The sequence below is a fragment of the Candidimonas nitroreducens genome (assembly GCF_002209565.1).
Lineage (GTDB): Bacteria > Pseudomonadota > Gammaproteobacteria > Burkholderiales > Burkholderiaceae_B > Candidimonas > Candidimonas nitroreducens.
The window spans coordinates 51,158-74,424 of the sequence record NZ_NJIH01000018.1; the positions used below are offsets into that span (position 1 = coordinate 51,158).

The 23,267-nt window shown below is 67.9% G+C and carries 21 protein-coding genes; 6 read left to right on the forward strand and 15 right to left on the reverse strand.

Going from position 1 to position 23,267, the window contains the following annotated elements:
- Positions 1-2: 2 nt before the first annotated feature.
- From CEY11_RS23475 to CEY11_RS23510, 8 genes are all read right to left on the reverse strand, one after another.
- Positions 3-1,244 (reverse strand): SDR family NAD(P)-dependent oxidoreductase, encoded by a 1,242-nt coding sequence (locus CEY11_RS23475; RefSeq protein ID WP_088605862.1) that lies wholly within the window; start codon positions 1,242-1,244, stop codon positions 3-5.
- Positions 1,241-2,416: a thiolase family protein gene (locus CEY11_RS23480; RefSeq protein ID WP_088605863.1), complete on the reverse strand. Its 1,176-nt coding sequence runs from the start codon at positions 2,414-2,416 to the stop codon at positions 1,241-1,243. Before CEY11_RS23480 ends, CEY11_RS23475 begins: the two co-directional genes overlap by 4 nt.
- Positions 2,413-4,050: an AMP-binding protein gene (locus CEY11_RS23485; RefSeq protein ID WP_088605864.1), complete on the reverse strand. Its 1,638-nt coding sequence runs from the start codon at positions 4,048-4,050 to the stop codon at positions 2,413-2,415. Before CEY11_RS23485 ends, CEY11_RS23480 begins: the two co-directional genes overlap by 4 nt.
- 19 nt (positions 4,051-4,069) lie before the next feature.
- Complete coding sequence (locus CEY11_RS23490) at positions 4,070-4,564, reverse strand: aromatic-ring-hydroxylating dioxygenase subunit beta (protein WP_088605865.1); 495 nt, start codon at positions 4,562-4,564, stop codon at positions 4,070-4,072.
- Positions 4,561-5,883, reverse strand: a complete 1,323-nt coding sequence (locus tag CEY11_RS23495) for an aromatic ring-hydroxylating dioxygenase subunit alpha (RefSeq protein WP_088605866.1) — start codon at positions 5,881-5,883, stop codon at positions 4,561-4,563. The genes CEY11_RS23490 and CEY11_RS23495 overlap by 4 nt, the downstream gene beginning before the upstream one ends.
- 58 nt (positions 5,884-5,941) lie before the next feature.
- Positions 5,942-6,919, reverse strand: coding sequence for a PDR/VanB family oxidoreductase (locus CEY11_RS23500; RefSeq protein WP_088605867.1), 978 nt, complete (start codon positions 6,917-6,919; stop codon positions 5,942-5,944).
- 63 nt (positions 6,920-6,982) lie between these two features.
- Positions 6,983-8,530, reverse strand: coding sequence for an indolepyruvate oxidoreductase subunit beta family protein (locus CEY11_RS23505; RefSeq protein ID WP_088605868.1), 1,548 nt, complete (start codon positions 8,528-8,530; stop codon positions 6,983-6,985).
- Between the two features lie 21 nt (positions 8,531-8,551).
- Positions 8,552-10,756 carry an indolepyruvate ferredoxin oxidoreductase subunit alpha gene (locus CEY11_RS23510; RefSeq protein WP_088605869.1) on the reverse strand — a complete coding sequence of 735 codons (2,205 nt, stop codon included), beginning with the start codon at positions 10,754-10,756 and terminating at the stop codon, positions 8,552-8,554.
- A gap of 301 nt (positions 10,757-11,057) precedes the next feature.
- Here CEY11_RS23510 and CEY11_RS23515 point away from each other — a divergent pair, with 301 nt between their 5' ends.
- The gene (locus CEY11_RS23515; protein ID WP_088605870.1) at positions 11,058-11,495 is read left to right on the forward strand and encodes a MarR family winged helix-turn-helix transcriptional regulator; all 438 of its coding nucleotides are present in this window, start codon (positions 11,058-11,060) and stop codon (positions 11,493-11,495) included.
- A gap of 120 nt (positions 11,496-11,615) precedes the next feature.
- Here the strand turns inward: CEY11_RS23515 and CEY11_RS23520 are convergent, their stop codons facing one another.
- The gene (locus CEY11_RS23520) at positions 11,616-12,323 is read right to left on the reverse strand and encodes a GntR family transcriptional regulator (RefSeq protein ID WP_088605871.1); all 708 of its coding nucleotides are present in this window, start codon (positions 12,321-12,323) and stop codon (positions 11,616-11,618) included.
- A gap of 181 nt (positions 12,324-12,504) precedes the next feature.
- Here CEY11_RS23520 and CEY11_RS23525 point away from each other — a divergent pair, with 181 nt between their 5' ends.
- From CEY11_RS23525 to CEY11_RS23535, 3 genes are all read left to right on the forward strand, one after another.
- Complete coding sequence (locus tag CEY11_RS23525) at positions 12,505-12,954, forward strand: carboxymuconolactone decarboxylase family protein (protein ID WP_198958974.1); 450 nt, start codon at positions 12,505-12,507, stop codon at positions 12,952-12,954.
- A gap of 64 nt (positions 12,955-13,018) precedes the next feature.
- Positions 13,019-13,879, forward strand: a complete 861-nt coding sequence (locus tag CEY11_RS23530) for an amidohydrolase family protein (RefSeq protein WP_088605872.1) — start codon at positions 13,019-13,021, stop codon at positions 13,877-13,879.
- A 177-nt stretch (positions 13,880-14,056) separates the two neighbouring features.
- Positions 14,057-15,043: a Bug family tripartite tricarboxylate transporter substrate binding protein gene (locus CEY11_RS23535; protein ID WP_088605873.1), complete on the forward strand. Its 987-nt coding sequence runs from the start codon at positions 14,057-14,059 to the stop codon at positions 15,041-15,043.
- On the opposite strand, the gene galE is transcribed toward CEY11_RS23535, so the two are convergent.
- On the reverse strand, positions 15,040-16,050 hold the full coding sequence (gene galE, locus CEY11_RS23540) for a UDP-glucose 4-epimerase GalE (RefSeq protein ID WP_088605874.1): 1,011 nt from the start codon (positions 16,048-16,050) through the stop codon (positions 15,040-15,042). The two genes, CEY11_RS23535 and galE, sit on opposite strands and share 4 nt — an antisense overlap.
- Before the next feature lie 277 nt (positions 16,051-16,327).
- Positions 16,328-17,140 carry a class I SAM-dependent methyltransferase gene (locus CEY11_RS23545; RefSeq protein WP_233155043.1) on the reverse strand — a complete coding sequence of 271 codons (813 nt, stop codon included), beginning with the start codon at positions 17,138-17,140 and terminating at the stop codon, positions 16,328-16,330.
- A gap of 152 nt (positions 17,141-17,292) precedes the next feature.
- On the opposite strand from CEY11_RS23545, the gene waaC reads away from it, so the two are divergent.
- Together waaC and CEY11_RS23555 are read left to right on the forward strand one after the other, a co-directional pair.
- Positions 17,293-18,342, forward strand: a complete 1,050-nt coding sequence (gene waaC, locus CEY11_RS23550; protein WP_088605900.1) for a lipopolysaccharide heptosyltransferase I — start codon at positions 17,293-17,295, stop codon at positions 18,340-18,342.
- 129 nt (positions 18,343-18,471) lie between these two features.
- Positions 18,472-19,860 carry a 3-deoxy-D-manno-octulosonic acid transferase gene (locus CEY11_RS23555; protein ID WP_088605901.1) on the forward strand — a complete coding sequence of 463 codons (1,389 nt, stop codon included), beginning with the start codon at positions 18,472-18,474 and terminating at the stop codon, positions 19,858-19,860.
- Between the two features lie 69 nt (positions 19,861-19,929).
- Here CEY11_RS23555 and galU read toward each other — a convergent pair whose 3' ends face one another.
- The 4 genes from galU to CEY11_RS23575 form a co-directional block, all read right to left on the reverse strand.
- The gene (gene galU / locus CEY11_RS23560) at positions 19,930-20,760 is read right to left on the reverse strand and encodes a UTP--glucose-1-phosphate uridylyltransferase GalU (RefSeq protein WP_088605876.1); all 831 of its coding nucleotides are present in this window, start codon (positions 20,758-20,760) and stop codon (positions 19,930-19,932) included.
- 171 nt (positions 20,761-20,931) lie between these two features.
- Positions 20,932-21,171 carry a hypothetical protein gene (locus tag CEY11_RS23565; protein ID WP_088605877.1) on the reverse strand — a complete coding sequence of 80 codons (240 nt, stop codon included), beginning with the start codon at positions 21,169-21,171 and terminating at the stop codon, positions 20,932-20,934.
- Positions 21,172-21,353: 182 nt separating this feature from the next.
- On the reverse strand, positions 21,354-22,244 hold the full coding sequence (locus CEY11_RS23570) for a type III pantothenate kinase (protein WP_088605902.1): 891 nt from the start codon (positions 22,242-22,244) through the stop codon (positions 21,354-21,356).
- An 8-nt stretch (positions 22,245-22,252) separates the two neighbouring features.
- Positions 22,253-23,119: a biotin--[acetyl-CoA-carboxylase] ligase gene (locus tag CEY11_RS23575; protein ID WP_088605878.1), complete on the reverse strand. Its 867-nt coding sequence runs from the start codon at positions 23,117-23,119 to the stop codon at positions 22,253-22,255.
- Between the last annotated feature and the right edge of the window lie 148 nt (positions 23,120-23,267).

Below are 23,267 nucleotides of genomic sequence, written 5' to 3' on the forward strand. Positions count from 1 at the left end.
GGTTATTGGCCCAGTTCGCGTTCCAGGCCCTTGGGGTTGTCGTGCAGGCGTTCGACGAATTCGCGCGCCACGTCGCCGACGTAGGCGTCTTCCGTGCCGCTGCGCAGCGCCTGCACCACGGCGTCGGCGATCGCCTTGGGGCTGACCCGCGGCGGCGGCGTGAGCTGCTCCCATTCGTGATCCACCGGGCCGGGAAAGACGTTCACCACCCGCACGCCCGACTGGCGCATTTCGTGGCGCAGGCATTGCGCCACCGAAAGCGCCGCCGCCATCGAGGCCGACCAGAGGCCGCGCGCCGGCAAGTTGATGTGCGCATAGATGGTCAGCACATTGACCCAGGCCACGGCGCTGTTCACGCCGTCGGCCGCGCGCCCGGCCATGGCCGGGCCGAAGTGCTGCGCCAGCCGCAGCAGGCCCATGCAGTTCACGTCCAGCGCGTCGCGCGCCTTGTTCAGGTCGCGGTTGTACAGCACCCCGCCGTCGCGTTCATAGCCGGCGGTGTTGACCAGGATCTCGACCTTGCCGCCGATCGAGCGCGAGATGCGCTCGACCGAATCGCTGTCGGTGACGTTCAGCGGCTGCGCCTGGATGCGCGGATCCTGGCACAGGGCGTCGAAGGCCGCCGAGCGCTTCCAGGTTTCGGGGTCGCCCACGAATACCGTGGTGGCGCCGGCCTCGAGCAGGGCGCGGGCCACCGCCATGCCCACCGGCGTCTTGCCGTCGGTGACCAGGGCGCGGCGGAATTTCGGGTCGCAGGAGGTTTCGCGCAGGGTGGGGTCGTCTTCCATGTCGGGCGTGGCCTGTACGGGTAGGGCGATCATCACGGCCTGGCCGCTGCGATCGAGTTTGAGGGACAGCCTGACCTGGTCGCCGTCGCGGCAATCGCCGTGCACGTGGGCGATGACCGAGGGGCCGGCCGCCATGCGCACCGTGCCGATGCGCCAGGGCAGGCGCTCGCGGAAATACAGATCGTTGCTGTGATGCAGCGTGGTGCTGACCAGCAGCGTGCCGGCCGGGTCGACCGCGCGCCATTCGAGGTGTTCGGACAGGCAGTTGCGGCAGACCTCGCGCGGCGGGTACTGCACGGCGCCGCAGTCGGCGCAGATCTGCAGCTCGAAGCGGCCCGCGGCAGCCGCGGCGGTCAGGCCCAGCGTGCGCCGGCTGCGCGTGGACGGCGGCAGCGTCGGCTGCCGCGTGCGCGCCATGGGGTTCTTTTTCGGAGGCCGGGAAAGTGGCTGGGTCATGCGTCGCTCCGGGCCAGCAGCGCCGCGCCGGTGCACAGGCCGCGGTCGTAGTTGATCATGCCGAAGCCGCTGACCAGGCCGATATGGGCGCCGGCCACCTGGGTGCCGGCGGCGCTGCCGGTAAGCTGGCGCAAGGCCTCGACCATGCCGAGATAGCCGCCGGCGGCGCCGGCTTGGCCGACCGAAAGCTGGCCGCCGTTGGTATTGAAGGGGAAGCTGCCGTCTACGGTGAAGGTGTGTTCGCGCACGAAGCGGGGCGCCTCGCCCTTGGGGCAGAAGCCCAAGTCTTCGATCTGCATCATGTTGATCACCGGGTAGTCGTCGTAGGCCTGCATGAAATCGACGTCGCCCGGCCCGACGCCGGCGTGTTCGTAGAAGGCGTCGCGATCCATGGCCCAGCCGCCGCGCATCTGTATGGGGTCTTCCGTCCAGGCATTGTGCCGTTCGATGGTGGACAGAATGCGCACCGCGGGCAGGCCGAGCCGGCGGGCCCGGTCTGCGCTCATGATCAGGAAGGCCTCGGCGCCGGCGCAGGGCATGACGCAATCGAACAGGTGGATGGGTTCCGTGATCAGGCGCGCGTCCAGGTACTGCCGCAGGCTGAGCGGCTTCTTCATCAGGGCCTGCGGGTAGCGCAGGGCGTTGTCGCGCTGCGCCACGCACAGCTTGCCGAAGTCCTCGCGCGTGGCGCCGGTCTGCCGCATGTAGTGGGTGGTAAGCAGGGCGAAGCTGGCATTGGGGCCGCCGGCGCCGTAGGGGTAGACCGCGTCTTGCGCGAAGCGCGAGAACTGGCTGAGCGTATGGCGGAACGAGTCGACGTGGTTGGCGTCGCCGGCCAGGCAGGCGACGATGTCGGCGTCGCCCGCCTGCACGGCGCGCGCCGCGCGGCGCAGCGCCACCACGCCGCTGGCGCCGCCCATGGGGATGTGGTCGAGCCAGCGCGGGCTCATGTCCAGGTGCTGCACCAGCCCGACGGCGGTGTCGGGCGCCAGGGTGAAGCTGGAGACGCTCAGCCCGTCGATGTCTTGCTTGGCCAGGCCGGCGCCGCGCACCAGGGCGCCTAGGGCGCGGCCCAGCCACCAGTGGGCGCTGCGTATCGAGTAGCGCACATAGGGCAGGCTCACCGGCAGGCAGGCGACTACGCCTTCGTAGCTCTTGCGGGCGGCCGTCACGGTGTGACCTCCTGGCGCTTCTTCATCGCGCAGGTGTCCACGCACAGCGCCGTGCCCGGCAGCGTCGGTGCCAGCTTCTTGAGCTCGCCGCGCTGTATTTTGTTGGTGGCCGTCAGCGGCAGCGCATCGACAAAGGCCACATAGCCCGGCACCTTGTAATAGGCCAGCTGCGTCAGGCTCCAGGCCACGATGTCGCGCGCCAGGCTTTGCGCCTGGCCGGGCGCGGGCGGCTCGGCGCATACCACGCAGGCCAGCACCTCGTCGCCGCGCACCGGGTCGGGCACCGCAGCCACCGCCGCGGCCTTCACCGCGGGGTGCTGCAACAGCACGCTTTCGACTTCCACCGCGGCGATGTTCTCGCCGCTGCGCCGGATCACGTTCTTCTTGCGATCCACGAAATGCAGATAGCCCTGCGCGTTGCGGCGCACGATGTCGCCGGTGTGGAACCAGCCGCCTTCCCAGGCTTCGCGGGTGGCCGCCTCGTCCTTCAGGTAGCCGGCGAAGAAGCCGAAGCGCGGATTGTCGCCGCCGTGGCGCACCAGCAGCTCGCCGTTTTCGTCCACGGCGGCGGGCTGGCCGGCATCGTTGACGATGCGCACCAGCACCTCGGGTTCTTCCTTGCCGAAGCAACTGGTGCCGATGTGGCGCGGTTCATGGTTGGCGATGATGACCGCGCCCGAGCCGGTTTCCGTCATGGCCCAGGCTTCGAGCAGCGGAAAGCCGAAGCGCCGCTCGAATGGTTCGTGCAGCGTGCGGTCTATGCCGGCGCCAAAGCCGAAGCGCACCTGGTGCTCGGTATCGCGTGGCGAGGGTTCGGCCTTCATCAGAATGGCCGGCATGACGCCCAGGTAGTGGACGATGGTGGCGCGCGACTCGCGCACCGTGTCCCACCAGCTGCGCGGATGGAAGCGGTCGATGGGGATCAGGCAGCCGCCGCTGACCACCATGGCCATGGACGAGGTGGCCATGGCGTTCATGTGCACCAGCGGCAGGGGCGTGAGCATGCGCTCGGCGCCGGGGCGCAGGTGCGCCAGGCCGCCCGCCGCGGCATACCAGCGGCCGGCGTGCAGGAAGTATTCGTTGGGCAGGATGCAGCCCTTGGGCCTGCCGGTGGTGCCCGAGGTATACAGCAGCGCGCATTCGCTGGCGCTGTCCACGGGGCGCGCGGCCAGGGGGGCGGGCTGCAGCGCGGCCGGCGGCGCATCGTCGGGGCCTATCACGGCCAGTTGCCGGCCCGCGGCCTGTGCCGCGGCGCGCAGCGCCTGCTGGTGGCTGGGCAGTGCGATGGCCACGCAGATCTCGGAGTGCCCGACCAGGTATTCCAGTTCGGCGGCGCGCAGTTCGGCGTTGATGGGCACGACCGACACGCCCAGCGCGTTCAAGGCAAACCAGTGCAGGAAGAAGGCCGGCCGGTTTTCCAGCAGCAGCCCGGCGCGATGGCCGTGGCCGTAGCCGGCCTGTGCGTAGCGCGCCTTGAGGGCGTCGATGCGTTCCAGGAAGGGCCGGTAGTGGATCTCGCCCGCCTCGATGCCGTAGATGCCCGCGGTTTCGGGCATCACGTACAGGAAGGCGTGGTCGGGCCACTGGGCGGCGCTGTGGGCATAGGCGCGGTAGACGGTGTCAGGAAGCGTCATTGTGGTACAGGCCCCGGGCCTACATGAACAGCTGGATGCTGCGGAACGATGCATCGCAATTGACCAGGTCGATGCGTTTCTGGTGGATGCGCAGCCCCTGCTCGCCGGCGACAAGTTCGTAGCCGGCCCAGCCCGCGTACAGCGTCTGCAGGTCGAGCCGCGTCTCGACATAGTGGAAGGCCGCGCGCAGCGCATACTGGCCTTGTTCGGGCTGGTGCCAGGGCTGCGTGGTCTCGATGCTGGGCCGCTGCAGCAGGTGGTGGCTGCGGCTGCGCGGCTGCTGGGAATAGGTGCGCAGGCCCGCCAGGCGCTCGACCCGCACCTGCAGCAGCAGCTTGTCTTCGTACATCAGCGAAGGCTGCAGGCGCGGGTCGGTCTGGCCATGTTCCAGCGGCATCCAGTAATGGCCGTCTTCGGCATACAGGTCGAGCCAGGCTTCGAATTGCTGCTCGTCCAGCAGCCGCGCCTCGGTGTAGACGAAGTCGATAAGCTCGTCGGGGCTATACGATTTCATGCTTGCTCCTGTGCGCCGGGCGCCATGAAGCGCGCCCACGCTTGATACTGGTTGCGCATCTGCCATTCGCTGGTGCCGTTGGTGGCCTCGTTCTTGCGGCCGGCCTCGCCGGGGTCATAGAGCCGCGCCACATTGACCCAGTCGCGGCCGCGCGAGTGCAGGCCATGCTGCGAGCGCTCGTAGACTTCGAGGTCGTCGTGCCCCACCACCGAGGTGGGGGCGTTGATCAGGCGGTTGTACATCAGGGTGCGTTCCAGCAGCAGGTCGGGCGCGCCTTCCAGGCGGAAGGCCCAGGACTCGACCAGGGTCTTGTCGGCGGCCAGCGGCTTGAAGATGCGCAGCGTCTGGATCGGCCCCTTGACCATGATGTTGGGAAAGTACGTGGTGTTGTGGCGCGTGTCGGCCAGGATCTGGTGGGCGCGCTCTTCGCCATAGGCCTCGGTCATGGCCTCCATGTAGCCCGGCACGCTGGAATAGGCGGCGTGTATGGAGTTGTGCACGCCGGTGTGGCCGTGGCCGTTTTCCCAGACGCGTATGCCCATATTCTCGAAGAACTCGTAGGGCGAGATGAAGGGCGCGAATTGCTCTACGGCCATGGGCTTGGGCGTGCCTTCGGGGGCGCCTTCCCAGACCTTGACGGCGGTGCCGGCCGAGGATTCGTGCGCCACCATGGGGTGGCAGGTGTCGGTCTGGTTGTCGACCAGCATCTTCCAGTTGCAGTCGTGCATGTAGCGCAGCGGCGCGCCGGCTACCGAGAGCCTGCCCTGCGGCGCGCGGTCGACCATATTGTCGAGGGTGGACAAGGATTCGCCGAAAAAGTCTTCGAAGGACATGCCGGCGGGGTTCAGGCGGCAGAAGACGAAGCCGCGATAGTCGCGCACGTTCTCCACGGCGGCCATGCCCTGGCTGGCCTCGCACTGCGCGAAGACCTCGGGGTCGTAGCCTTTCTTCAGGGGGATCGAAAGCAGCTTGCCGTCGGTCTTGAATGTCCAGGCATGGTAGGGGCAGCGGAAGAACTTGCCGGTATTGCCGCAGCCTTCGCCGGCCACCTTCACGCCCTTGTGCGGGCAGCGGTTGTACAGCACTTTCACGCTCTTGTCGGTGTGCCGCACCATTACTACCGGCTGCGTGCCTACCGTGGTCGTGTAGAAGTCGCCCACGTTGGGAACCTGGCTGTCGTGCCCGACATACACCCAGGTGTTGGCAAAGAGCCGCTCCATTTCCAGGTCGAACACCTCGTCGTCGATGAAGAGGTCTTTGTGTACTTCGGTGGGGCGCACCAGCGCCCGCAGGGCGGCGGGATCGTTGCGGTAGTTCATCGTGGCACCTCTACGCTATGGATGCTGTGTACGGCGGTATACAGATTTTTGCGGCGGTTTATAGATCCAGAACCAGGCGGTCGCTGAGGCTGCGTGAAATGCAGATCTGCATCACCTTGCCCGCGGCTCGCTCGTCGTCGGAAAGGTAATAGTCGCGATGGTCGGGCACCCCTTCGAGCACAGTTACCTGGCAGACCCCGCACTCGCCGCGCTTGCAGTCGTACAGCGGGTCGCAGCCGGCCTCTTCGAGCACCTCGAGTATGGTCTTGTCGGGCGGTATCCGGAACACCTGGCCGGACTGGCGCAGCTCGACCTCGAAGGCGCGGTCGCCGGCCTGCGGCGCGGCGCTGGTGAAGAGTTCGAAATGCACGTGCGTATGCGGCCAGTGCCTGCCGTGCGACTGTTCCACCACCAGGTCGATCAGGCCCTTGGGGCCGCAGACATACAGGTGCTGCGCGTTGTGGAAGCGTTCCAGCAGCTCGGCCAGCGGCAGCTGCGTGGCGGCATCGTCGTCGGCGTGCAGGTGCAGGCTGCCGCCGTGCTGCGCCGCCAGTTCGGCGGTGTAGGCCATCTGCGCCAGGCTGCGGCCGTAGTAGTGCAGCTCGAAGGGCCGGCCGGCGGCCTTGAGCGCGGCGGCCATCGAGGCGATGGGGGTAATGCCTATGCCACCGGCGATCAGGATGGCCGGGTCTTCGCCGGGTTCGGGCTGGTGCAGCGGAAAATCGTTCTTCGGCGCCTCGACCTGCAGTGTGTCGCCCGCCTTGAGCTGGTGCATGTGGCGCGAGCCGCCGCTACTGGGGTCTTCCAGGCGCACGCCCAGGCAATAGCGGCGCGGCGCGTCGAAGTCTTCCGCGCCGGCATCCAGGCCGACCAGGGAATAGCAGCGCGGTTCTTGCTGGCCCGGAATGTGCACTTTCAGGTGCGAGCCCGGCGTGTAGCCGGGCAGCGCGGCGCCGTCGGCCGTTTCCAGGATGACGGAGCGGATGATGGGGGTCAGGGCCTGGACGGCGGAGACGGTAAGAGTAAGCGTGGTCACGGCATGCTTTCGGTTCGTGGGGCTCAGGCGGCACGCCGTCTTTGCCCGGTGTTTGTCGTAGGGTCAGTTCGCCGGCCTGAGTTCCTGTTCCAGCATGGCGTCGAGCTTGTTGCCCTTGTCGTCGGCCAGGGCCGCGTCGCGCAGCGCCCGCAGGCGCGACGCGGCGTCGGCGCTGCCCAGCAACTGGCTGGCGGCCAGCGTCAGGCGCTGGTACTTGCTGTCGCCGCGGGCATGGGTGTCGCTGTAGCCCTTGACCAGGCGCCGGCAATTGACGACTTCCACCGCCAGGTCGTAGTCGTGGTGCACGGTGTCGGAGATCAGCTTGAGCCAGTTGTGCAGGCTGCGCATTTCGATCTTGTGGCGCAGCGTGCTGCGGCGGAAGCGCCGCATGCCCGCCAGCGCGTACAGCATCAGGAAGCCCGACAGCGTGCCGCTGCGCAGGAACTTTCCCTTGCGGAAGAACCGGCCCAGGTAGCGGCTGAGCGCCGGCGAGTTTTCGATGCGCCGGCCGAGGAACGCCGGCATGGTGCCGCAGATTTCTTCGAGGCGCGGATGCATGTATTCGGTGGTGTAGACCAGTTGATCCTGGGCGGCACCGACTTCCTGGCGCACCCGTTCGAAGCGCGCGCCGCGGGTCTTCAGGTCGGCGACGCGGATCACGTCGTCGTAGGCCATGGCCACGGCCACGTAGCGCGCCGCCGCGGCGGTCAGCGCCCAGGACTTGGCCGTGCCGCCGAATTGCGCGTCCAGCTCGCGGATGTCGCGCATGTGATCCAGGTATTCGCGCCCATAGCGCAGATCCTGGAATTCTAGGATGCGGCGCAGGCCCGCCAGCATCATGGGCTGGGCCTCGGGCGGGAAGTCGCGCTTGAGCTCTTCGAGCATCTGGCGGGTGCGCGGGTGGGCGGCGGTGTCGGGCAGGACCGGCAGCGGCCGGCTGGTGTCGATGGCGGCGGGCGCGGCCGGGGCCGATGCGGCGGCGTGGTGGCCGGCGCCGAAGGCGCGCAGGCTGGCATTCACGCCCACGCCCGCGCGGCGTATCGTGGCCTCGTAGTCTTCGCGCGCGAAGGGCAGCGAGCCGCTGCCCGCAATGGCGCCGAACAGGCTGGCGCTGATGACGCTGCCGGCCTCGTCGGCCAGCGCCTGCAGGTCGAAGCAGAAGAAGCGCTTGGCGATTTCCCGGCCGGCCTCGATGACCTTGTTGGGGTCGGCGATGCCGTTGCCGTGCGCCGCCTTCTCGCCCACGGCGTAGCTGCGGTGCGAAGAAGAGATCAGCACGGTGCGGTCGGGGGTGACGAAGCCGCGCTGCAGCGCGCGCCCGCCCTCCATGAGTTCGGCGGCCACCACCAGGTCGACGTCGCCCGCGGTGGGCATCATGGCCAGGGTGGGCGGCTTGCCGGCGGCCTGCACGGCCGCCTCGGGCATCAGTTCGACGTAGTACACCGTGGCCCCGGTGCGCTGCGCCACGCCCGGCACCGATGTGGCCTGCGCCCACCATTGGGCGTGTTCGGCCATGTCGACGATCCAGTCGGCCAGTACGCCGCCGCCCTGGCCGCCCATGGCCAGGATGGCGATCTTGATCGGGGTGCCGGCATGCAGAGAGGTGTTCATGGTGGCGCCTTGCGGGAATGCTTACAGGGAATGGTGTTCCAGGTACGCCGCGCGGCGCGCCTGCAGGAAGCCGATGATGCGCCCGCGCAGGCGAGCCAGGAATTGATCCCAGCGGCTCGGGTTGTGCACGATGTCGGCGCGGTAGAACGACGGGCACAGCACGGCCGCGTCCGCGACCTCGCCGCAATTGCCGCAGCCCACGCAGCTGTTGTCGACATATGCCACCGGGTCTTCCTTGAGCGGGTCGCCGCTGTCCTTGATGCTGAGGGACGGGCAGCCGGAAAGCCGGATACAGGCGTGGTCGCCGCTACAGACGTCCGGGTCGACCCCGAAGCGTTCCTTGACCATGCGCTTGCCTTCCTTGACGGCCTTGTTGAAGGCCGGCTTGACGCGGCGCTGCTTGTTGAGCATGCATTCGGACTGGGCGATGATGACCTTGGGCCCGGTTGCCTTGGTGGTCAGCGCTTCTTCGATCAGCGCTTCGCCGCGCTTGACGTCATAGGTGCGATCCAGGGTGCGCACCCACTTGACGCCCACGCCGCGCACCGCGTTTTCGATGGGGTTGTTGGTGGCGCGGTGGTCGTTCCGGGCGCGCGAGGACGGGATGTCCTGGCCGCCGGTGGCGGCCGAATAATAGTTGTCGATGATGATGATGACGCCGTCGTACTTGTTGAAGACGGCGTTGCCTATGCCCGAGGCCAGGCCGTTGTGCCAGAAGCCGCCGTCGCCCATGATGGAAATGGGGCGCTTGGAAGACGGCACGTTGAAGGCGGCGGTACTGGATGCCCCCAGGCCGTAGCCCATGGTGGTGGCGCCCAGGTTGAACGGCGGCAGAATGGAAAACAGGTGGCAGCCGATGTCGCAGGCGACGTGGTGTTCGCCGAGTTTTTCCTGCGCCAGGGTCAGGGCCGAGAAGATCGGCCGCTCGGGACAGCCCGTACAGAAGCCCGCCGGACGCGGCGGCACGACCGCCGCCAGCTTTTGGGCGTGCTCTTGAAACACCAGGGCATGTTCTTTGGGCGGCCGCGCGACCTGGCTGATTTCCATCTGCGGCGCGGCGGCCGCAACCCCCGGCACGTCGAGGCGCGGCAGCAGCCCGGGGTGGTGGCGCTCGAGGAATTTCTGCAGGCCGTCGCGCATGGCCGCGGTGGTGTATTCGCCGGCCACCGGCAGCACGTCCTTGCCCGACAGGGCGGTGTCGATGCCGGCCTGGCGCAGGATGGTGTTGAGATTCTGTTCGATGTAGTTGGGCTGGCCTTCTTCCAGCAGCAGCACGGCCTTCTTGCCCTGGCAGAAGCTGCGCACCTCGTCGTCGATTACCGGGTAGGTGACGTTCATCACGTACAGCGGGATGCGGCTGTTGCCGAAGTGGTCGGCCAGGCCCAGCAGCTGCAGCGCGCGGATGACGCCGTTGTACAGGCCGCCCTGCAGGATCAGGCCGATGTCGCCGGCGTCGCCGTCGAAGAATTCGTTGAGGTGGTTTTCCTGGATGTAGCGTACGGCGGCGGGCCAGCGCTGCTTGACCTTTTCCTGTTCGTGCAGGAACGCGGCCGGCGGCAGCACGATGCGGTTGACGTCGCGCTGCGGGTTTTCCAGCGCCTGCTGCAGGCTGAATTCGGGCCGGCGGTTGTCCTTGGCCGTGAAGCGGCCGTGCACGTGGCAGCCGCGGATGCGCAGCTGCAGGATCACCGGCGTATTGCTGGCCTCGGACAACTGGAAGCCGTCTTCCACCGCTTTGACCATGCTTTCCAGGTTGGGGCGCGGATCCAGCAGCCAGATCTGCGACTTCATGGCGAAGGCGTGGGTGCGCTCCTGCATGATGGAGGAGCCTTCGCCGTAGTCTTCGCCGACGATGACCAGCGCGCCGCCGGTGACGCCGCCCGAGGCCAGGTTGGCCAGGGCGTCCGAGGCCACGTTGGTGCCGACGGTGGACTTCCAGGTAACCGCGCCGCGTATCGGATACATGACCGAGGCCGCCAGGGTGGCGGCGGCGGTGGCTTCCGAGGCGCTGGTCTCGAAGTGCACGCCCAGTTCTTCGAGGATTTCCTGGGCGTCGGCCAGCACGTCCATAAGATGGGAAATGGGCGAGCCCTGGTAGCCGGCCACATAGCCCACGCCCGACTGCAGCAGCGCCTTGGTGACCGCCAGTATGCCTTCGCCGCGGAATTCCTCGCCGGCGCCGATGCGCAGCTGCTGGACTTCCTTCTTGAATGAGCGCTCTGCCATGATGTCTCCGGGCTTTCAGTATGGTGTCGGCGCCGTGCGGCCACCTGTGCCGCGTGTGCGGGGAAGGGCTTCGGGCCATGGCCGGCAGAACCCCTGCCGCAGCCTCCCTTCAAATGCCGCCGTCACTGTTTGCAAATACTTTAGGGTTGAAGATTAATCTTGTCAACGAAAATATGAAAATTCATGAATTTGGAAAATTTAATATAAATAACAGCTGCTTGAATATAAGTGCAAACCATTATATTGACGCCTTCGACGGCTTTGGACTACGATTTTCAGATACTGAAACAGAGCCGCTCCAATGCCCGATCCCGATCCGTCCAGCCGTTTCGTGCACCGCTACCTGGCCTCTGTGCTGGCCCGCGCCAGCCACCGGATTTCCGAGGAATTCCATGTCGAAGTCAGGAAGGCCGGCCTGACCGTCACGGAATGGCGCATCCTCGGCAGTCTCTTCGAAGGCGAAGGTGAAACGGTAGGCGTGCTGGCCGAATTGGCGGTTACCAAGCAGCCCACGCTCAGCAAGGTTCTGCCCGGGCTCGAAGCCGAGGGCTATGTCACCCTGAAGTCCTCGCGCGCCGACCGGCGCCAGACTCTGGTGAAGATCACGCCCAAGGGTTCGCGGCTCATCGGCGGGCTGTGCGAGCAGGCCATGGAGCACCAGCGCAGGGTGCTGGAAAAGCTCGACCCCGACCACGCCGACCGGCTGGTGGAAATGCTGCGCGAGATCATCGTGCGCTGAAGCGCCCGCGCGGCGGGCAAGCTCGACGGCTGTCGGCCAAGCGTGGCCGGGGCCTGCTCGTCCTGGAAGAAAATGCCGCCGCGGCCCGGGCCGTATGGGCAATAAGCGCCGCGCGGCCGCTCAGCGGGCCGCGGTCTCGGTGGTGTCTTCTTTTCTTTCCGTCAGCACCACCATGACATTGCGGCCGGTACGCCGGATGTGCTCTCCGAGTATGCCGGCGGCGAGGGCCTCGTCGCGGGCCATGGCGGCGTCGAAGATCGCCTTGTGCTCGGACGGCACGTTGGCGTCGGGCGCGTGCTGGGTCAGGAACAGCCGGCGGTAGCGGTCGCTGAGGTCGTGCAGCGTGCCGCAGAAGCGCAGCAGCAAGGGCATGCCGCAAGCCGAGAACAAAGTCAGGTGAAAGGTGCGGTGGGCTTTTTCCCATTCGCTGCTGCGCTCGCCCTTGCGTTCCAGCCGTGCCAGGCGGTAGTAGGCGGCGGCCAGCGCGTCTTCCCAGGCTTCGTCGCCGCGGCGGATGGACTCCTGCAGCGCCGTGACCTCCATCTGCGCGCGCAGGGTGGTTACCTCCAGCAGGTTGTCGATGGATACTGGCGCCACCCTGTAGCCGCGCTGGTCGACGGTCTGCACCAGGCCTTCGGTGGCCAGGCGGGCCAGCGCTTCGCGCAGCGGGCTCAGGCTGACGGAGTAATAGCGGCGCAGTTCGTCCAGCCTGAGCTTTTCACCCGGCGCGTAGGTGCCCTGCAGGATGGCCGCCCGGATCTGTATGGCCAGGGAGGCGGTCAGCGAGGTGGCGGTGTCCGGCGTGTGCGGGTCGATGGCGAGTTTCATGAGTGCGAGCCTGTGTGGTGGCTAATTTTAGTGCATTCGAAAATAATCGACATAAAATAAATAATCGATTTTTTTATTGACATCGATTATGTTTTGGCGAAACATAGGGCCCTGGGCATACCCGCCGCGCTGTTTTGCCCGGCTAGCCTCATTTCAAACCCGCCAGCCAGGAGAACCACGCATGGCCGCAACCCGCATCGACCCGCAACTCGTACGCCAGGCCATGGGCGAGCCCCAGGGGGGCGACCAGGCCGTCGACCGGGCGGCGCAGACTTACCGCGACATGCTGGGCTTTCTGCCGCCGCGCGTGCAGGCGCGGCTGCACGTCACCGGTGCGCTCGACCCGGCCATACTCGAGCTGCAGGAAAAGATCCGCACCCATGCCTTGAGCCCGGCCTGCTTCGATGACAAGACCGTGCAGCTGCTGGTGTTCGGCATGCTGATGGCCGGCCTGAGCGATGCCGCCACCATCCACGGCATTGCGGCGCGCCGCGCCGGCGCCAGCTGGGAAGAAATGCAGGCCGTGGTCAGCCTGGCCTACCTGTTTCGCGGCGTCTCGGCCGCCAATCGCGGCGCCGACGTGCTGGCCGAAATCGCCCGGCGCGAGGCCGAGGCGCCCGCGCAGCCCTGACGGCCCGGCGCGGCGCCGCGCTTCGAATTTCAAGCATCACGTTACGGTTCAAGGAACACAAGTCATGCACGCATGTCCCGGCCCAGACAGGCACACCAAGCGACCGGCATTCCAGATGCCGGCCGGTGCCTGCGACTGCCACGCCCATATCTTCGGCCCGCAGGCGCTATATCCGTTTTCCGAGCAGCGCAGCTATACGCCGGAAGACTGCACCGTCGACGACTACCGCAAGCTGCTGGACATCCTGGGTGTCGAGCGCGCCGTGATCGTGCACGGCGGCGCCAACGGCACCGACAACCGCGTCACGCTCGATGCCTTGCGCAGCCTGGGCAGCCGCTCGCGGGCCATTGTCGTCATGCCGCCCGGCCTGCCGCTCGAAGAGCGCCGCGAGATGCACCGCCTGGGGGTGCGCGGCTATCGCATGTCCACGGTGGTCGGCGGCGGCGTGGGCTTCGATCGGCTCGAGGAACTGGCCGCCGAGGCGGCGCAACTGGGCTGGCACCTGGTGCTGCATTTCCGGCGCGCCGCCGAAATGACCGAGCTGGCGCCGCGCCTGCGGGCGCTGCAGGTCGACTATGTGCTCGACCACATGGGGCGCATACGCGGCGAAGAGGGCGTGGACAGCCCGGGGTTCCGCACCCTGGCCGAGTTGCTCGACGGCGGCCGTGCGTGGGCCAAGCTGGCCAGCCTGTACCGTCTCTCGTCGCAGCCGTATCCGCATGCCGACATGCTGCCGATGATCCACGAGGTGGTGCGCCGCTGGCCCGAACGCATCATCTGGGGCAGCAACTGGCCGCATCCCATCTGCGATGTGGCCATGCCCAATGACGGCGACCTGGTCGACCTGATCCCGCTATGGATCCCGGACGCCGGGGTGCAGCACCAGATGCTGGTGGACAACCCGGCCAGGCTTTACGGCTTCTGACGCGCCGCCGCGACGCATGGCGCACCGGCCTGCGTGCCGTAGCTGCGCATGGGGTGGCGCCGCGCGGCACCTGTGGGCCGTGTGCGCGGCAAGAGGCGGGAATCGACAGCGGAAATGGGCCGTACAAGCGACTTCTTATTGCACAAGCAACTTCTTATTCAAGACTGGAGACGACAAATGATCAAGCAGATTTTCCGGGCGCTGACCCTGGCCGCGGCTTGCGCCGCAATACCGCTCGCGGCCGCATCCGCCGCGCAGCCGGCCGCCGCGTATCCGACGGCGCCGGTCAGCATGATCGTTCCCTTCCCGCCCGGCGGAACGACCGATCTGGTGGCGCGCATGCTGGCCGACAAGATGTCCGGCATACTCAAGCAATCGATCATCGTCAAGAACAAGCAGGGCGCGGGCGGCAATATCGGCGCGGCCGAAGTCGCCCATGCCAAGCCCGACGGCTATACCTTGCTGCTGTCCAGCGCGGGGCCGCTCAGCATCAACCAGCAGCTGTACAGCAATCCGGGCTATGACCCGACCAAGGATTTCGCGCCCATCACCCTTGTAGCTTCGGTGCCCATCATGCTGGTGGCGTATCCGAAGGCGCCCTTCAAGACGCTGCCGGAATTCATCGCCTATGCCAAAGCGCATCCCGGCAAGTTGTCCTACGGTTCCCAGGGCGCCGGCACGACCAGCCATCTGACCATGGAACTGCTGAAGCTAGACGCGGGCATCGACCTGCAGCATGTGCCCTATCGGGGCAGCGCCCCGGCCGCCACCGACCTGATAGGCGGGCGCGTGCAGGTGATGTTCGACAACTCGCCCACGACCTTGCCGCGGGTGCAGGCCGGCACCATGCGCGCGCTGGGGGTTGCGTCCAGCCACCGCATCCCCGAAATGAAGAACATTCCGGCCATTGCCGAGACCGTGCCGGGCTTCGAGTCCGAGGCCTGGTTCGGGCTGGTGGCGCCGGCGGGCACCCCCGCCGCCGTGGTCGAGCGGCTCAATGCCGCGGCGCGCCAGGCCATGGCCGAGCCCGAAGTCGTAGAGCGCTTCGCCAAGCTGGGAGTGCATCTGGTGGGCGATACGCCGGCGCAGTTCCGCAGCTTCATAAGCTCGGAGTCCAGCAAGTGGGGCAAGATCATCAAGGCCACCCATCTGAAGCTGGGCTAGGCTTCCCGCCCGCTTTCCCAGCGCCAAGCGTCGGCGCACATGTCTTCTATGCCCAGGGTGGCGCGCCAGCCCAGGGTTGTGGCGGCCAGGTTCGTGTCGGCCCAGCAGGCGGCGATGTCGCCGGGGCGCCGGGCCACGATGTCGTAAGGCACGGGCCGGCCGCTGGCCTTTTCGAAGGCACGCACCATTTCCAGTACGGAATAGCCGCGGCCGGTGCCCAGGTTGACGCTCAGCAGGCACTGCTTCTGCCGTTCGCAATAGCGCAGCGCCGCCACGTGGCCCTGCGCCAGATCCATGACATGTATGTAGTCGCGCACGCCGGTGCCGTCGGGGGTGTCGTAGTCGTCGCCGAATACCTGCAGGCGCGTACGGGCGCCGCGGGCAACCTGGGCGACATAGGGCATCAGGTTGTTGGGCACGCCTTGCGGGGCCTCGCCGATCAGGCCGCTGGGGTGCGCGCCCACCGGATTGAAGTAGCGCAGCCGCGCGAGGCGCCAGCCGGGCTCGGCGCGGTACAGGCTTTCCAGTATGTCCTCGACCACCAGCTTGCTGTGGCCGTACGGGTTGGTGGCCGAGCGCGGATGGTCTTCGGCCAGCGGCAGCCGCTGCGGATCGCCGTATACCGTGGCCGAAGAAGAGAATACGAAGGTCTGGACGGCCGCACGGCGCGCCGCCTGCAGCAGGTTGACGCTGCCGTGCACGTTGTTGTCGTAGTATTCCAGCGGCTTCTGGGTCGATTCCCCCACCGCCTTCAGGCCGGCGAAATGCAGGATCGCGTCTACCGGGTGGGCGGCGAACAGCTCGTCCAGCAGCGCGGTGTCGCGGATGTCTCCGTGAATGAATTGCGGACGCGCGCCGGTGATGCGCTCGACGCGCTCGAGCACCGAGGCGCTGCTGTTGCACAGATTGTCCAGGACGACGACGCGGTAGCCGGCCTGTTGCAGCGCCACAGTGGTGTGGCTGCCGATGAAGCCGGCGCCGCCGGTGACCAATACGGTTGATGGCATGTTCGCTATGCTGGGGATTGATGGCACATGCCGGAATTTTAAGGGCTAAGGCGTTTCTTCAAGGGCCGGTGTGCTTCTTGCGTCTGCTTTCTGCCTGGCGACTGCAGCCTGGCGCGGCGCCTGCTGTCCGCGACCGTTGCCAGCCGGTCACTGCTTCCCGCCTCTGTAGCCTATGTCCCGTTTTCTACCCGCCGCTATACGTTTTCTACCCGCCACTATATTTACCCGCCACTATATGAGCCGCCCGCCCGCTGGCTGCGCGGGCGGGCAAGCCGGCTCAGTGCCGCGTACCTATGGTCAGCAGGTAGTCCCGCGGCACGGCCACCCCCAGCGCCGTGGCGTACTTTTCGTGAAAGGCGGCGAAGTCGCGCGCCAGGCCGGCCCGGCGGCTTTCGTCCAGGCTGGCGGCCAGGGCCTTGGTGGGGCCGTAGCCCTTGGAAAATGCCTCCCAGGCCGCCGCGCCGTTCTTGTCGTAATAAACCGTGACGGCCTCTTCGAATTCCAGGTCGAAGTCGCGGCCCAGCAGTTCCCGGACGTGCGCAGGGTCGCCCCAGGCGAAGGGCGAGGGGGGCGCCGGCGTCGGGGGCGGCGGCATGTAGGCGCGCATGACGCCGAACATTTCAAAGACGCCGCCCTTGGCGGGCCAGGTCGCCAGGCCGATGCGCCCGCCGCGGCGGCATACCCGGGCCATCTCGCCGGCCGCCGCTTCCGGGTGGCTGGCGAACATGACGCCAAAGGTGGAGACCACGGCGTCGAAACTGCCGTCGGCGAATGGGAGCTTCTCCGCGTCGCCGATTTCGTAGTCGATGTCGAGGCGTTCTGCCTGGGCCCGGGCCTTTGCGGCCGCGATCAGGTCGGCAGAGATGTCGGCGCCCGTGACGCGGGCGCCGTAGCGCGCCAGCAGGCGGGACGTCCATCCCGTGCCGGTGGCCAAGTCCAGCACGCGCTCGCCCGGTTGCGGCGCGATCCGCCTTGCGCAGTGATCCAGCGCGCTGGCTATCTGATGGCTGATTTCGTTGTAGGCGTCGCCGGCACTACCCCATACCTGGGCCGGACGCTGGTTGTGGGCTTGTATTTTCCCTGTTTCCACGATGAGCCTCCTCGTTCTGCTGTTTTTTGGGGGTTTCCTCTCCTGTCTGTAGTCGTTTTGGCTGCAATGGAAATGATACGCTTGGCCGTGCCCGGCGACACACATTGGCGGCGCATCTTTATAATCGCCCCATGATGCATGCGCCCGCCGCCGTGAAGAAACGAATCCTGATCGTACGCACCTCCTCGCTCGGCGACCTGGTGCATATGCTGCCGGCCATCTCCGATATCGCTACCAACGTGCCGGGCGTGCAGATCGACTGGATCGTGGAAGAAGGCTTCGCCGAAATCCCCGCCTGGCATCCGGCGGTGCACGAAGTGATCAAGGTGGCCCACCGCCGCTGGCGCAAGCACTGGTGGGCGGCGCAGACGCGCGCCGAGCGGGCCGCGCTGCGCGACAAGCTGAAATCGCGCCAGTACGACATCGTGCTCGACATGCAGGCGCTGATGAAATCGGTCTGGCTGGTGCGCCAGACCAACGGCCTGCGCCATGGGCTGGATCGCCATTCGGCGCGCGAGCCGCTGGCCTCGTTCTTCTACGATGTGAAGCACAGCGTCAACTTCTGGCAGCCGGCGGTGATACGCCAGCGCCAGCTTGCCGCCGCCGCCTTCGGCTATACCTATGCGGGCGAGCCCGATTTCGGCCTGCGCGCCATCACCGACGGCGTGCGGATCCAGCCCTATGCGGTCATCATGCCTTCGGCCAGCCGCGACGACAAGCTCTGGCCGCAGGCCGACTGGCACAAGGTGTTCGCGCGCCTGGGCGAGCACGGCCTGGCGCTGCGGCTGCTGGCGGGCAACGAGGCCGAGACGCGGCGCGCGCAGGCGCTGGCCGCCGGAGTGGCCGGCGCCGAGGTGCTGCCGCGCATGAACCTGAACGGCATCGCCGGAGTGCTGGCCGCGGCCCGCCTGATGGTGGGCCTGGACAGCGGCCTGACCCACCTGTCGGCGGGGCTGGGGCGGCCCACCATCGGCATCTACAAGGCGTCCACCCCCGTGCGCACCCCCCTCGAGGGGCCGTCCTATACGGCCAGCCTGGGCGAGCGCGGCAATGCCCCCTCGGCCGAGACCGTGCTCAGCGCCGTCGAGCAGGCCCTTGCCTACCAGGATCCGGCCCTGGCCGCGGCCGAAGAGCACAGCGGCCTGGAGATCCAGCCCGATGCGCTGTTCAACGCGTCCGGCGGCCCGGGCGAGGGCGCCTGACATGGGCTCCAGGCTTTTCGCCGGCGGCTGCCCGGCTGGCGGCATGCCGGCCGCGCCTATGCGCCGCGCCACGGCCGGAACGACACGGCTCTTGCCCGCATGGTCAGGCCCAGCCCGGAGCCGCGCCACTTGAACCGCTTTTTCTACACGGCATTCCTGCGCCTGCTTGCTCCCGGCCTGATGGGCTGGATGGCGCTGCGTGCCCGCCGCGCGGGCGGGCGCTGGGAAGTCTGGTCGGGCGCGCGTTTCGGCCGCTATGCGGCGCCCGACGCCGGCGAGCGCCCCGTGTGGGTGCACGCCGTGAGCCTGGGCGAGACGCGTGCCGCCCAGCCCCTGGTGCAGGCTCTGCTGGATCAGGGCGATCGGGTGCTGCTGACCCACATGACGGCAACCGGGCGCGAAGAGGGCGGGCGGCTGTTTGCCGACGCCATCGCGCAAGGCCGCCTGCGCCAGGAGTGGCTGCCTTACGATTTCCCCGGCTGCGCCCAGCGTTTCGTGGCGCACTACCGGCCCTTGCTGGGCGTGCTGATGGAACGCGAGATCTGGCCGAATCTGATCGCCGCGGCGCACCGCGCACGCGCGCCCATGATATTGGCCAGCGCGCGCTTCTCCGACCAGGCGCTGCGCCAGAGCCTGCGCGCCGGCCGCGTCATGCGCGAGGCCTACGGGAATCTGCAGGCGGTCTACGCCCAGACACTGCAGGACGCGCAGCGCCTCGAGCAGGCGGGCGCGTCGGCGGTGCGGGTGTCCGGCAATTTCAAGTTCGATATCGCCTTGCCGGCGGATAAAGTGGCGCGCGGCAGGGCCTTCGGCGCGGCCTTGCGGCGCAAGCTGATAGCCATTGCCAGCACGCGCGAGGGTGAAGACGAAATGTTTGTACGGGCGCTGCTCAAGTACGCCCGGCGCGCCGCCGGCCGCGGCCGCGCGCTGCGCGAGCGCGTGCTGTTTTGCCTGATCCCGCGCCATCCGCAGCGTTTCGACGCGGCCGCCGACCTGCTGCGCGAGGCCGGCATCGACTGCGTGCGCAGATCCAGCCTGTCGGGCCTGGATCAGGCCGGGGCGCAGGAATTGATCGAGGGCCGCGTGGCGACGCAGGCGGGCGCGGCAGGCCAGGATCCGGCGCGCCCCGGCGCACCGCTGGTGCTGCTGGGCGACAGCCTGGGGGAAATGCCCGCTTATTACGCGGCCTGTGATGTGGCCATCGTGGCCGGCAGCTTTGCGCCCTTGGGCGGGCAGAACCTGATAGAAGCGTGCTCGCTGGGCGTGCCGGTACTGGTCGGGCCGCACACGCGGAACTTCGAACAGGCCGTGGCCGACGCCGTCGAAGAGGGCGCCGCGCTGCGCGTGCCCGACGCTGACGCCGCGGTGCTCAAGGCGCTGCAGCTGCTCGAACATCCCAAGGATCTGGCCGGCATGGGGCAGGCGGGCGTGCACTGGGTGCAGAAGCACACCGGCGCCGTGGCGCGCGTGCTGGCAGGCTTGAACGAGCTGAGTGACGGTATGCCGCGCGACGCCTGACGCGGGTTCTGGCCGCGCGGCAATCCCGCAGCGGCGGCATTGCCGCGCGCGACCGTGTCCGCGGCGACCCTACAGCCCGTGGTACTTGCGCCCCAGTTCCAGGGTGGCGCGGAAAAAGCCCTGCTTGTTGCCGCAGTCGTAGCGCAGCCCCTCGTACTGCAGGCCGTAGACGCCGCGGCTCTTCAACAGGCTGGCGATGCCGTCGGTGAGCTGGATCTCGCCGCCCACGCCGGCCTGGGTCTGGCGCAGGTGCTCGAAGATTTCGGGCTCGAGCACGTAGCGCCCGACCACCGCCAGGGTGGAGGGGGCGGATTCGGGCTTGGGCTTTTCGACGATGCCGCTCAGGCGCGTGGTCTTGTCGTTGACGCTGGTGCCCGAAATAATGCCGTACTTGTCGGTTTCGCGGCGATCCACGTCCTGAATGGCCAGCACGCTGCCGTCTTGCTGGTGGGCGGCTTCCACCAGCTGTTGCGTGACCGAGGTGTCGGCGTCGATCAGGTCGTCGGCCAGCAGCACGGCGAAGGGCTCGTTGCCGACGATGGGGGCGGCGCACAGCACCGCGTGGCCCAGCCCCAGCGGCGCGGGCTGGCGGGTGTAGATGCAGTTGACGTGCGCCGGAATGATGTTGCGCACGGTGTCCAGCAGCGCGGTCTTGTTCTTGGATTCCAGGTCGGCTTCCAGTTCCGGCACCCGGTCGAAGTGGTCTTCGATGGCCCGCTTGTTGCGCCCGGTGATGAAGATCAGGTCGGTGACGCCGGCGGCGATGGCCTCTTCTACGGCGTACTGGATCAGCGGTTTGTCGACGATGGGCAGCATTTCCTTGGGCATGGCCTTGGTGGCCGGCAGGAAGCGCGTGCCCAGGCCGGCGACGGGAAATACGGCTTTACGGATGGGTTTCATGTACGAGGCGTGTGCGGAAGACGATATTCATTGTACATAGTCGACCTGCGCCCGGCCGTGCTGCCGACGACGGCGGCATGCCGGATTTCGGCCTCGTGGCCGTCTGGCCTGCGATAAGCGATAAATAGAGACGATCTGCGCGCCCTGTTCGCCGGGATTCGATGTCCCGCCTCAGTGCCGGGCGTGCGGCTGCGCCGCCCGCGTGCCGGAGTGTGCGGCGGGCGGGGCCTGGATCTCCCGGGCCTGTTCCGGCGTCAGCGGGGCGCCGAGCGTCACGGCTTGGGGGTTGCGCTGCATCATCAGCATGCGCGGCTCGCGCCCTTGTTCGCTGGGCGGCGTGCCGAAGAAGCCCTGGCCGTATGCCAGGACGACGATATTGAGCAGCACGATCAGGAAAAACAATAGGCGCATTGCGGGCGGTCAGAAATGGCGGGAGGGCGCCGGAGCGCGGGAATTCCGCAGGCGGGTCGCGCCGCCGGGGCGGCGCCGGTTTGCATCTGGAGTTTATCGCATTTGCTGTGTTGCGAAGGCTGCGCCGCGGGTGCCGCGAGGTGGTGCGGTATCAATGGCTAGGCGTATTTCCGGGCCCGGTATCAATGGCTGCCGGCGTATTCCCGGCTTGCCGCCAGCAGGGCCAGCCCGTCCAGCACCGGCGTGGGCAGCCATGCGATGGGAGCGGCGGGCAGGCCCAGGCGCTCGCGCGTGCGCGCCAGCAGGGCGGCGGTTTCATCCTTCACCGAGGGCCAGCCGCCGCCCGCGCTGTATAGCACGGGCGGCTGGCCGTAGTGATCCAGGCCGGCCAGCCACTGGCGCAGGACGGCGCCCGCCTGCGCGGCCGCTATGCCGGTACTGATGGCCTGGTGGGTATGGATCGGGTAGGGCGCCGTATCGCCGTCGGCCTCGGGCAGATTGGCCGTGCCCCGGGCCAGGGAGCTGCGCATCAGCGCCGGCCCGGGAAAGATCAGGCCGCCGCGGAACACCCGGTCGGGCCCGAGCGTGTCTATGGTGGTGGCGGTGCCGAAGCTGGCCAGCATCAGGGGCGGCCGCGCGCTGCCGCCCGGGACGTGGCTGGCCGTCCTTGCCCCCGAGGCTGGCTTCGGCCCTGATCCCGACTCCGGGCCAGGCGCCTGCCCCGCCGCGCCCAGCCGGGCCAGGGCCAGCAGGGATACCCAGCGGTCGGGGCCGAGCTGGACGGGATCGCGGTAGCCGTTGCGCACGCCCAGCGCCTCGGCGCGGCTGGATACCCACTCTATGGCGCAGCCGTGCTCGCTCAGCCGCGTGGCGATGGCCGCCTCGACCGCGGCGCCGGCCACGTTCACCCCCAGCGCCAGGCGCGGCGGGTGCGGCAGGGCGGCGAGCCAGCGCGGCAATGACGCCAGGGCGCCGTGGTGCAGCGCCAGCGCGGCCGGCTCGCGCCGGCCGCCGCCGGGGTCGATCCAGCCGAACTTGACGCGGGTATTGCCGGCATCGACGAGCAGGATGATGCCTTCGGTCATTTCTGCAGCCGCACCGAAATTTCCCCGGCCGAGACGGCGATTTCACCCTCGGGCCCGCGCACCCGCAGCTGGCCGAATTCATTGATGCCGCAGGCGATGCCGGCATGCAGGATGCGGCCGTCGTCCAGCACATTGATGTGCTGGCCGGACAGGGCGTCGAGCCGCGCGTAGCGTTGCGGCAGCGTATCGAAACCCTCGCGCACGGCGTCGTTGTAGCTGTAATACCAGGAGCGCGCCACCGCGGCAACCATTTCCAGCGCGCCGACGCCGGCGGCGTGCGCGTCCTGGGAGGCGATCTCGGACCAGTCGGCCACTTGCCGGTCGAGCGACTTGCTGAGCGCGCGCGCGTCTTCCAGATTGATGCCCATGCCGACGATAGCCACGTGATGATCCGTCGCCAGCCGCGAAGTGCCGGCACGGGTGATTTCGACCAGAATGCCGGCCAGCTTGGAGAAGCGCCAGTGCACGTCGTTGGGCCACTTCATGAGGAGCTGCGCCTGGTGTTCGGGGCCGATCAGGCTGCGCAGGGCCTCGCAGGCCGCCAGGCCCGCCAGCGGCGAAAGCGCGGGCAGCCGGCGCGGCGGCAGGAATATGTCGAACGCGCACGAAAACATCAGGTTGGCGCCGAGCCGGTTCTGCCAGGTGCGGCCGGCCCGCCCGCGGCCGTTTTCCTGGATGTGCGCCCCCAGCAGCCAGGGCCGCGCCAGCTTGCCGTCGTCCTTGCGGGCCCGGCTGAGCAGATCGGCATTGGTAGAGGCGGTGCGCTCTACCCAGTCTATGCGCCTGAAACAGGGCAGAGCCGAGCGCAGGCCCGCGGCCATTTGTTCGGGGTCGGGCAAGGTTGGCGGGTGCGAGATTGACATGGCGATTAGCGGGCCTACCCGGGCGGCAGCGTGCCGCAGTCCCGGCAAGTCTACCCGATGTTGTTATGATTTGATACAGGTATGCTGTCGTAGCGAGGGTAGCATTGCCTGGCTCTGCCGCGCATATTGTACTGTCTGGGTGTGTGCG

Bases quoted from the DNA above. Each gene is read 5' to 3' on its own strand.
- CEY11_RS23475 (WP_088605862.1), bottom strand. From the start codon at position 1,244: ATGACCCAGCCACTTTCCCGGCCTCCGAAAAAGAACCCCATGGCGCGC.
- CEY11_RS23485 (WP_088605864.1), bottom strand. From the start codon at position 4,050: ATGACGCTTCCTGACACCGTCTACCGCGCCTATGCCCACAGCGCCGCC.
- CEY11_RS23490 (WP_088605865.1), bottom strand. From the start codon at position 4,564: ATGAAATCGTATAGCCCCGACGAGCTTATCGACTTCGTCTACACCGAG.
- CEY11_RS23495 (WP_088605866.1), bottom strand. From the start codon at position 5,883: ATGAACTACCGCAACGATCCCGCCGCCCTGCGGGCGCTGGTGCGCCCC.
- CEY11_RS23505 (WP_088605868.1), bottom strand. From the start codon at position 8,530: ATGAACACCTCTCTGCATGCCGGCACCCCGATCAAGATCGCCATCCTG.
- CEY11_RS23510 (WP_088605869.1), bottom strand. From the start codon at position 10,756: ATGGCAGAGCGCTCATTCAAGAAGGAAGTCCAGCAGCTGCGCATCGGC.
- CEY11_RS23515 (WP_088605870.1), top strand. From the start codon at position 11,058: ATGCCCGATCCCGATCCGTCCAGCCGTTTCGTGCACCGCTACCTGGCC.
- CEY11_RS23520 (WP_088605871.1), bottom strand. From the start codon at position 12,323: ATGAAACTCGCCATCGACCCGCACACGCCGGACACCGCCACCTCGCTG.
- CEY11_RS23525 (WP_198958974.1), top strand. From the start codon at position 12,505: ATGGCCGCAACCCGCATCGACCCGCAACTCGTACGCCAGGCCATGGGC.
- CEY11_RS23530 (WP_088605872.1), top strand. From the start codon at position 13,019: ATGCACGCATGTCCCGGCCCAGACAGGCACACCAAGCGACCGGCATTC.
- CEY11_RS23535 (WP_088605873.1), top strand. From the start codon at position 14,057: ATGATCAAGCAGATTTTCCGGGCGCTGACCCTGGCCGCGGCTTGCGCC.
- galE (WP_088605874.1), bottom strand. From the start codon at position 16,050: ATGCCATCAACCGTATTGGTCACCGGCGGCGCCGGCTTCATCGGCAGC.
- galU (WP_088605876.1), bottom strand. From the start codon at position 20,760: ATGAAACCCATCCGTAAAGCCGTATTTCCCGTCGCCGGCCTGGGCACG.
- CEY11_RS23565 (WP_088605877.1), bottom strand. From the start codon at position 21,171: ATGCGCCTATTGTTTTTCCTGATCGTGCTGCTCAATATCGTCGTCCTG.
- CEY11_RS23575 (WP_088605878.1), bottom strand. From the start codon at position 23,119: ATGTCAATCTCGCACCCGCCAACCTTGCCCGACCCCGAACAAATGGCC.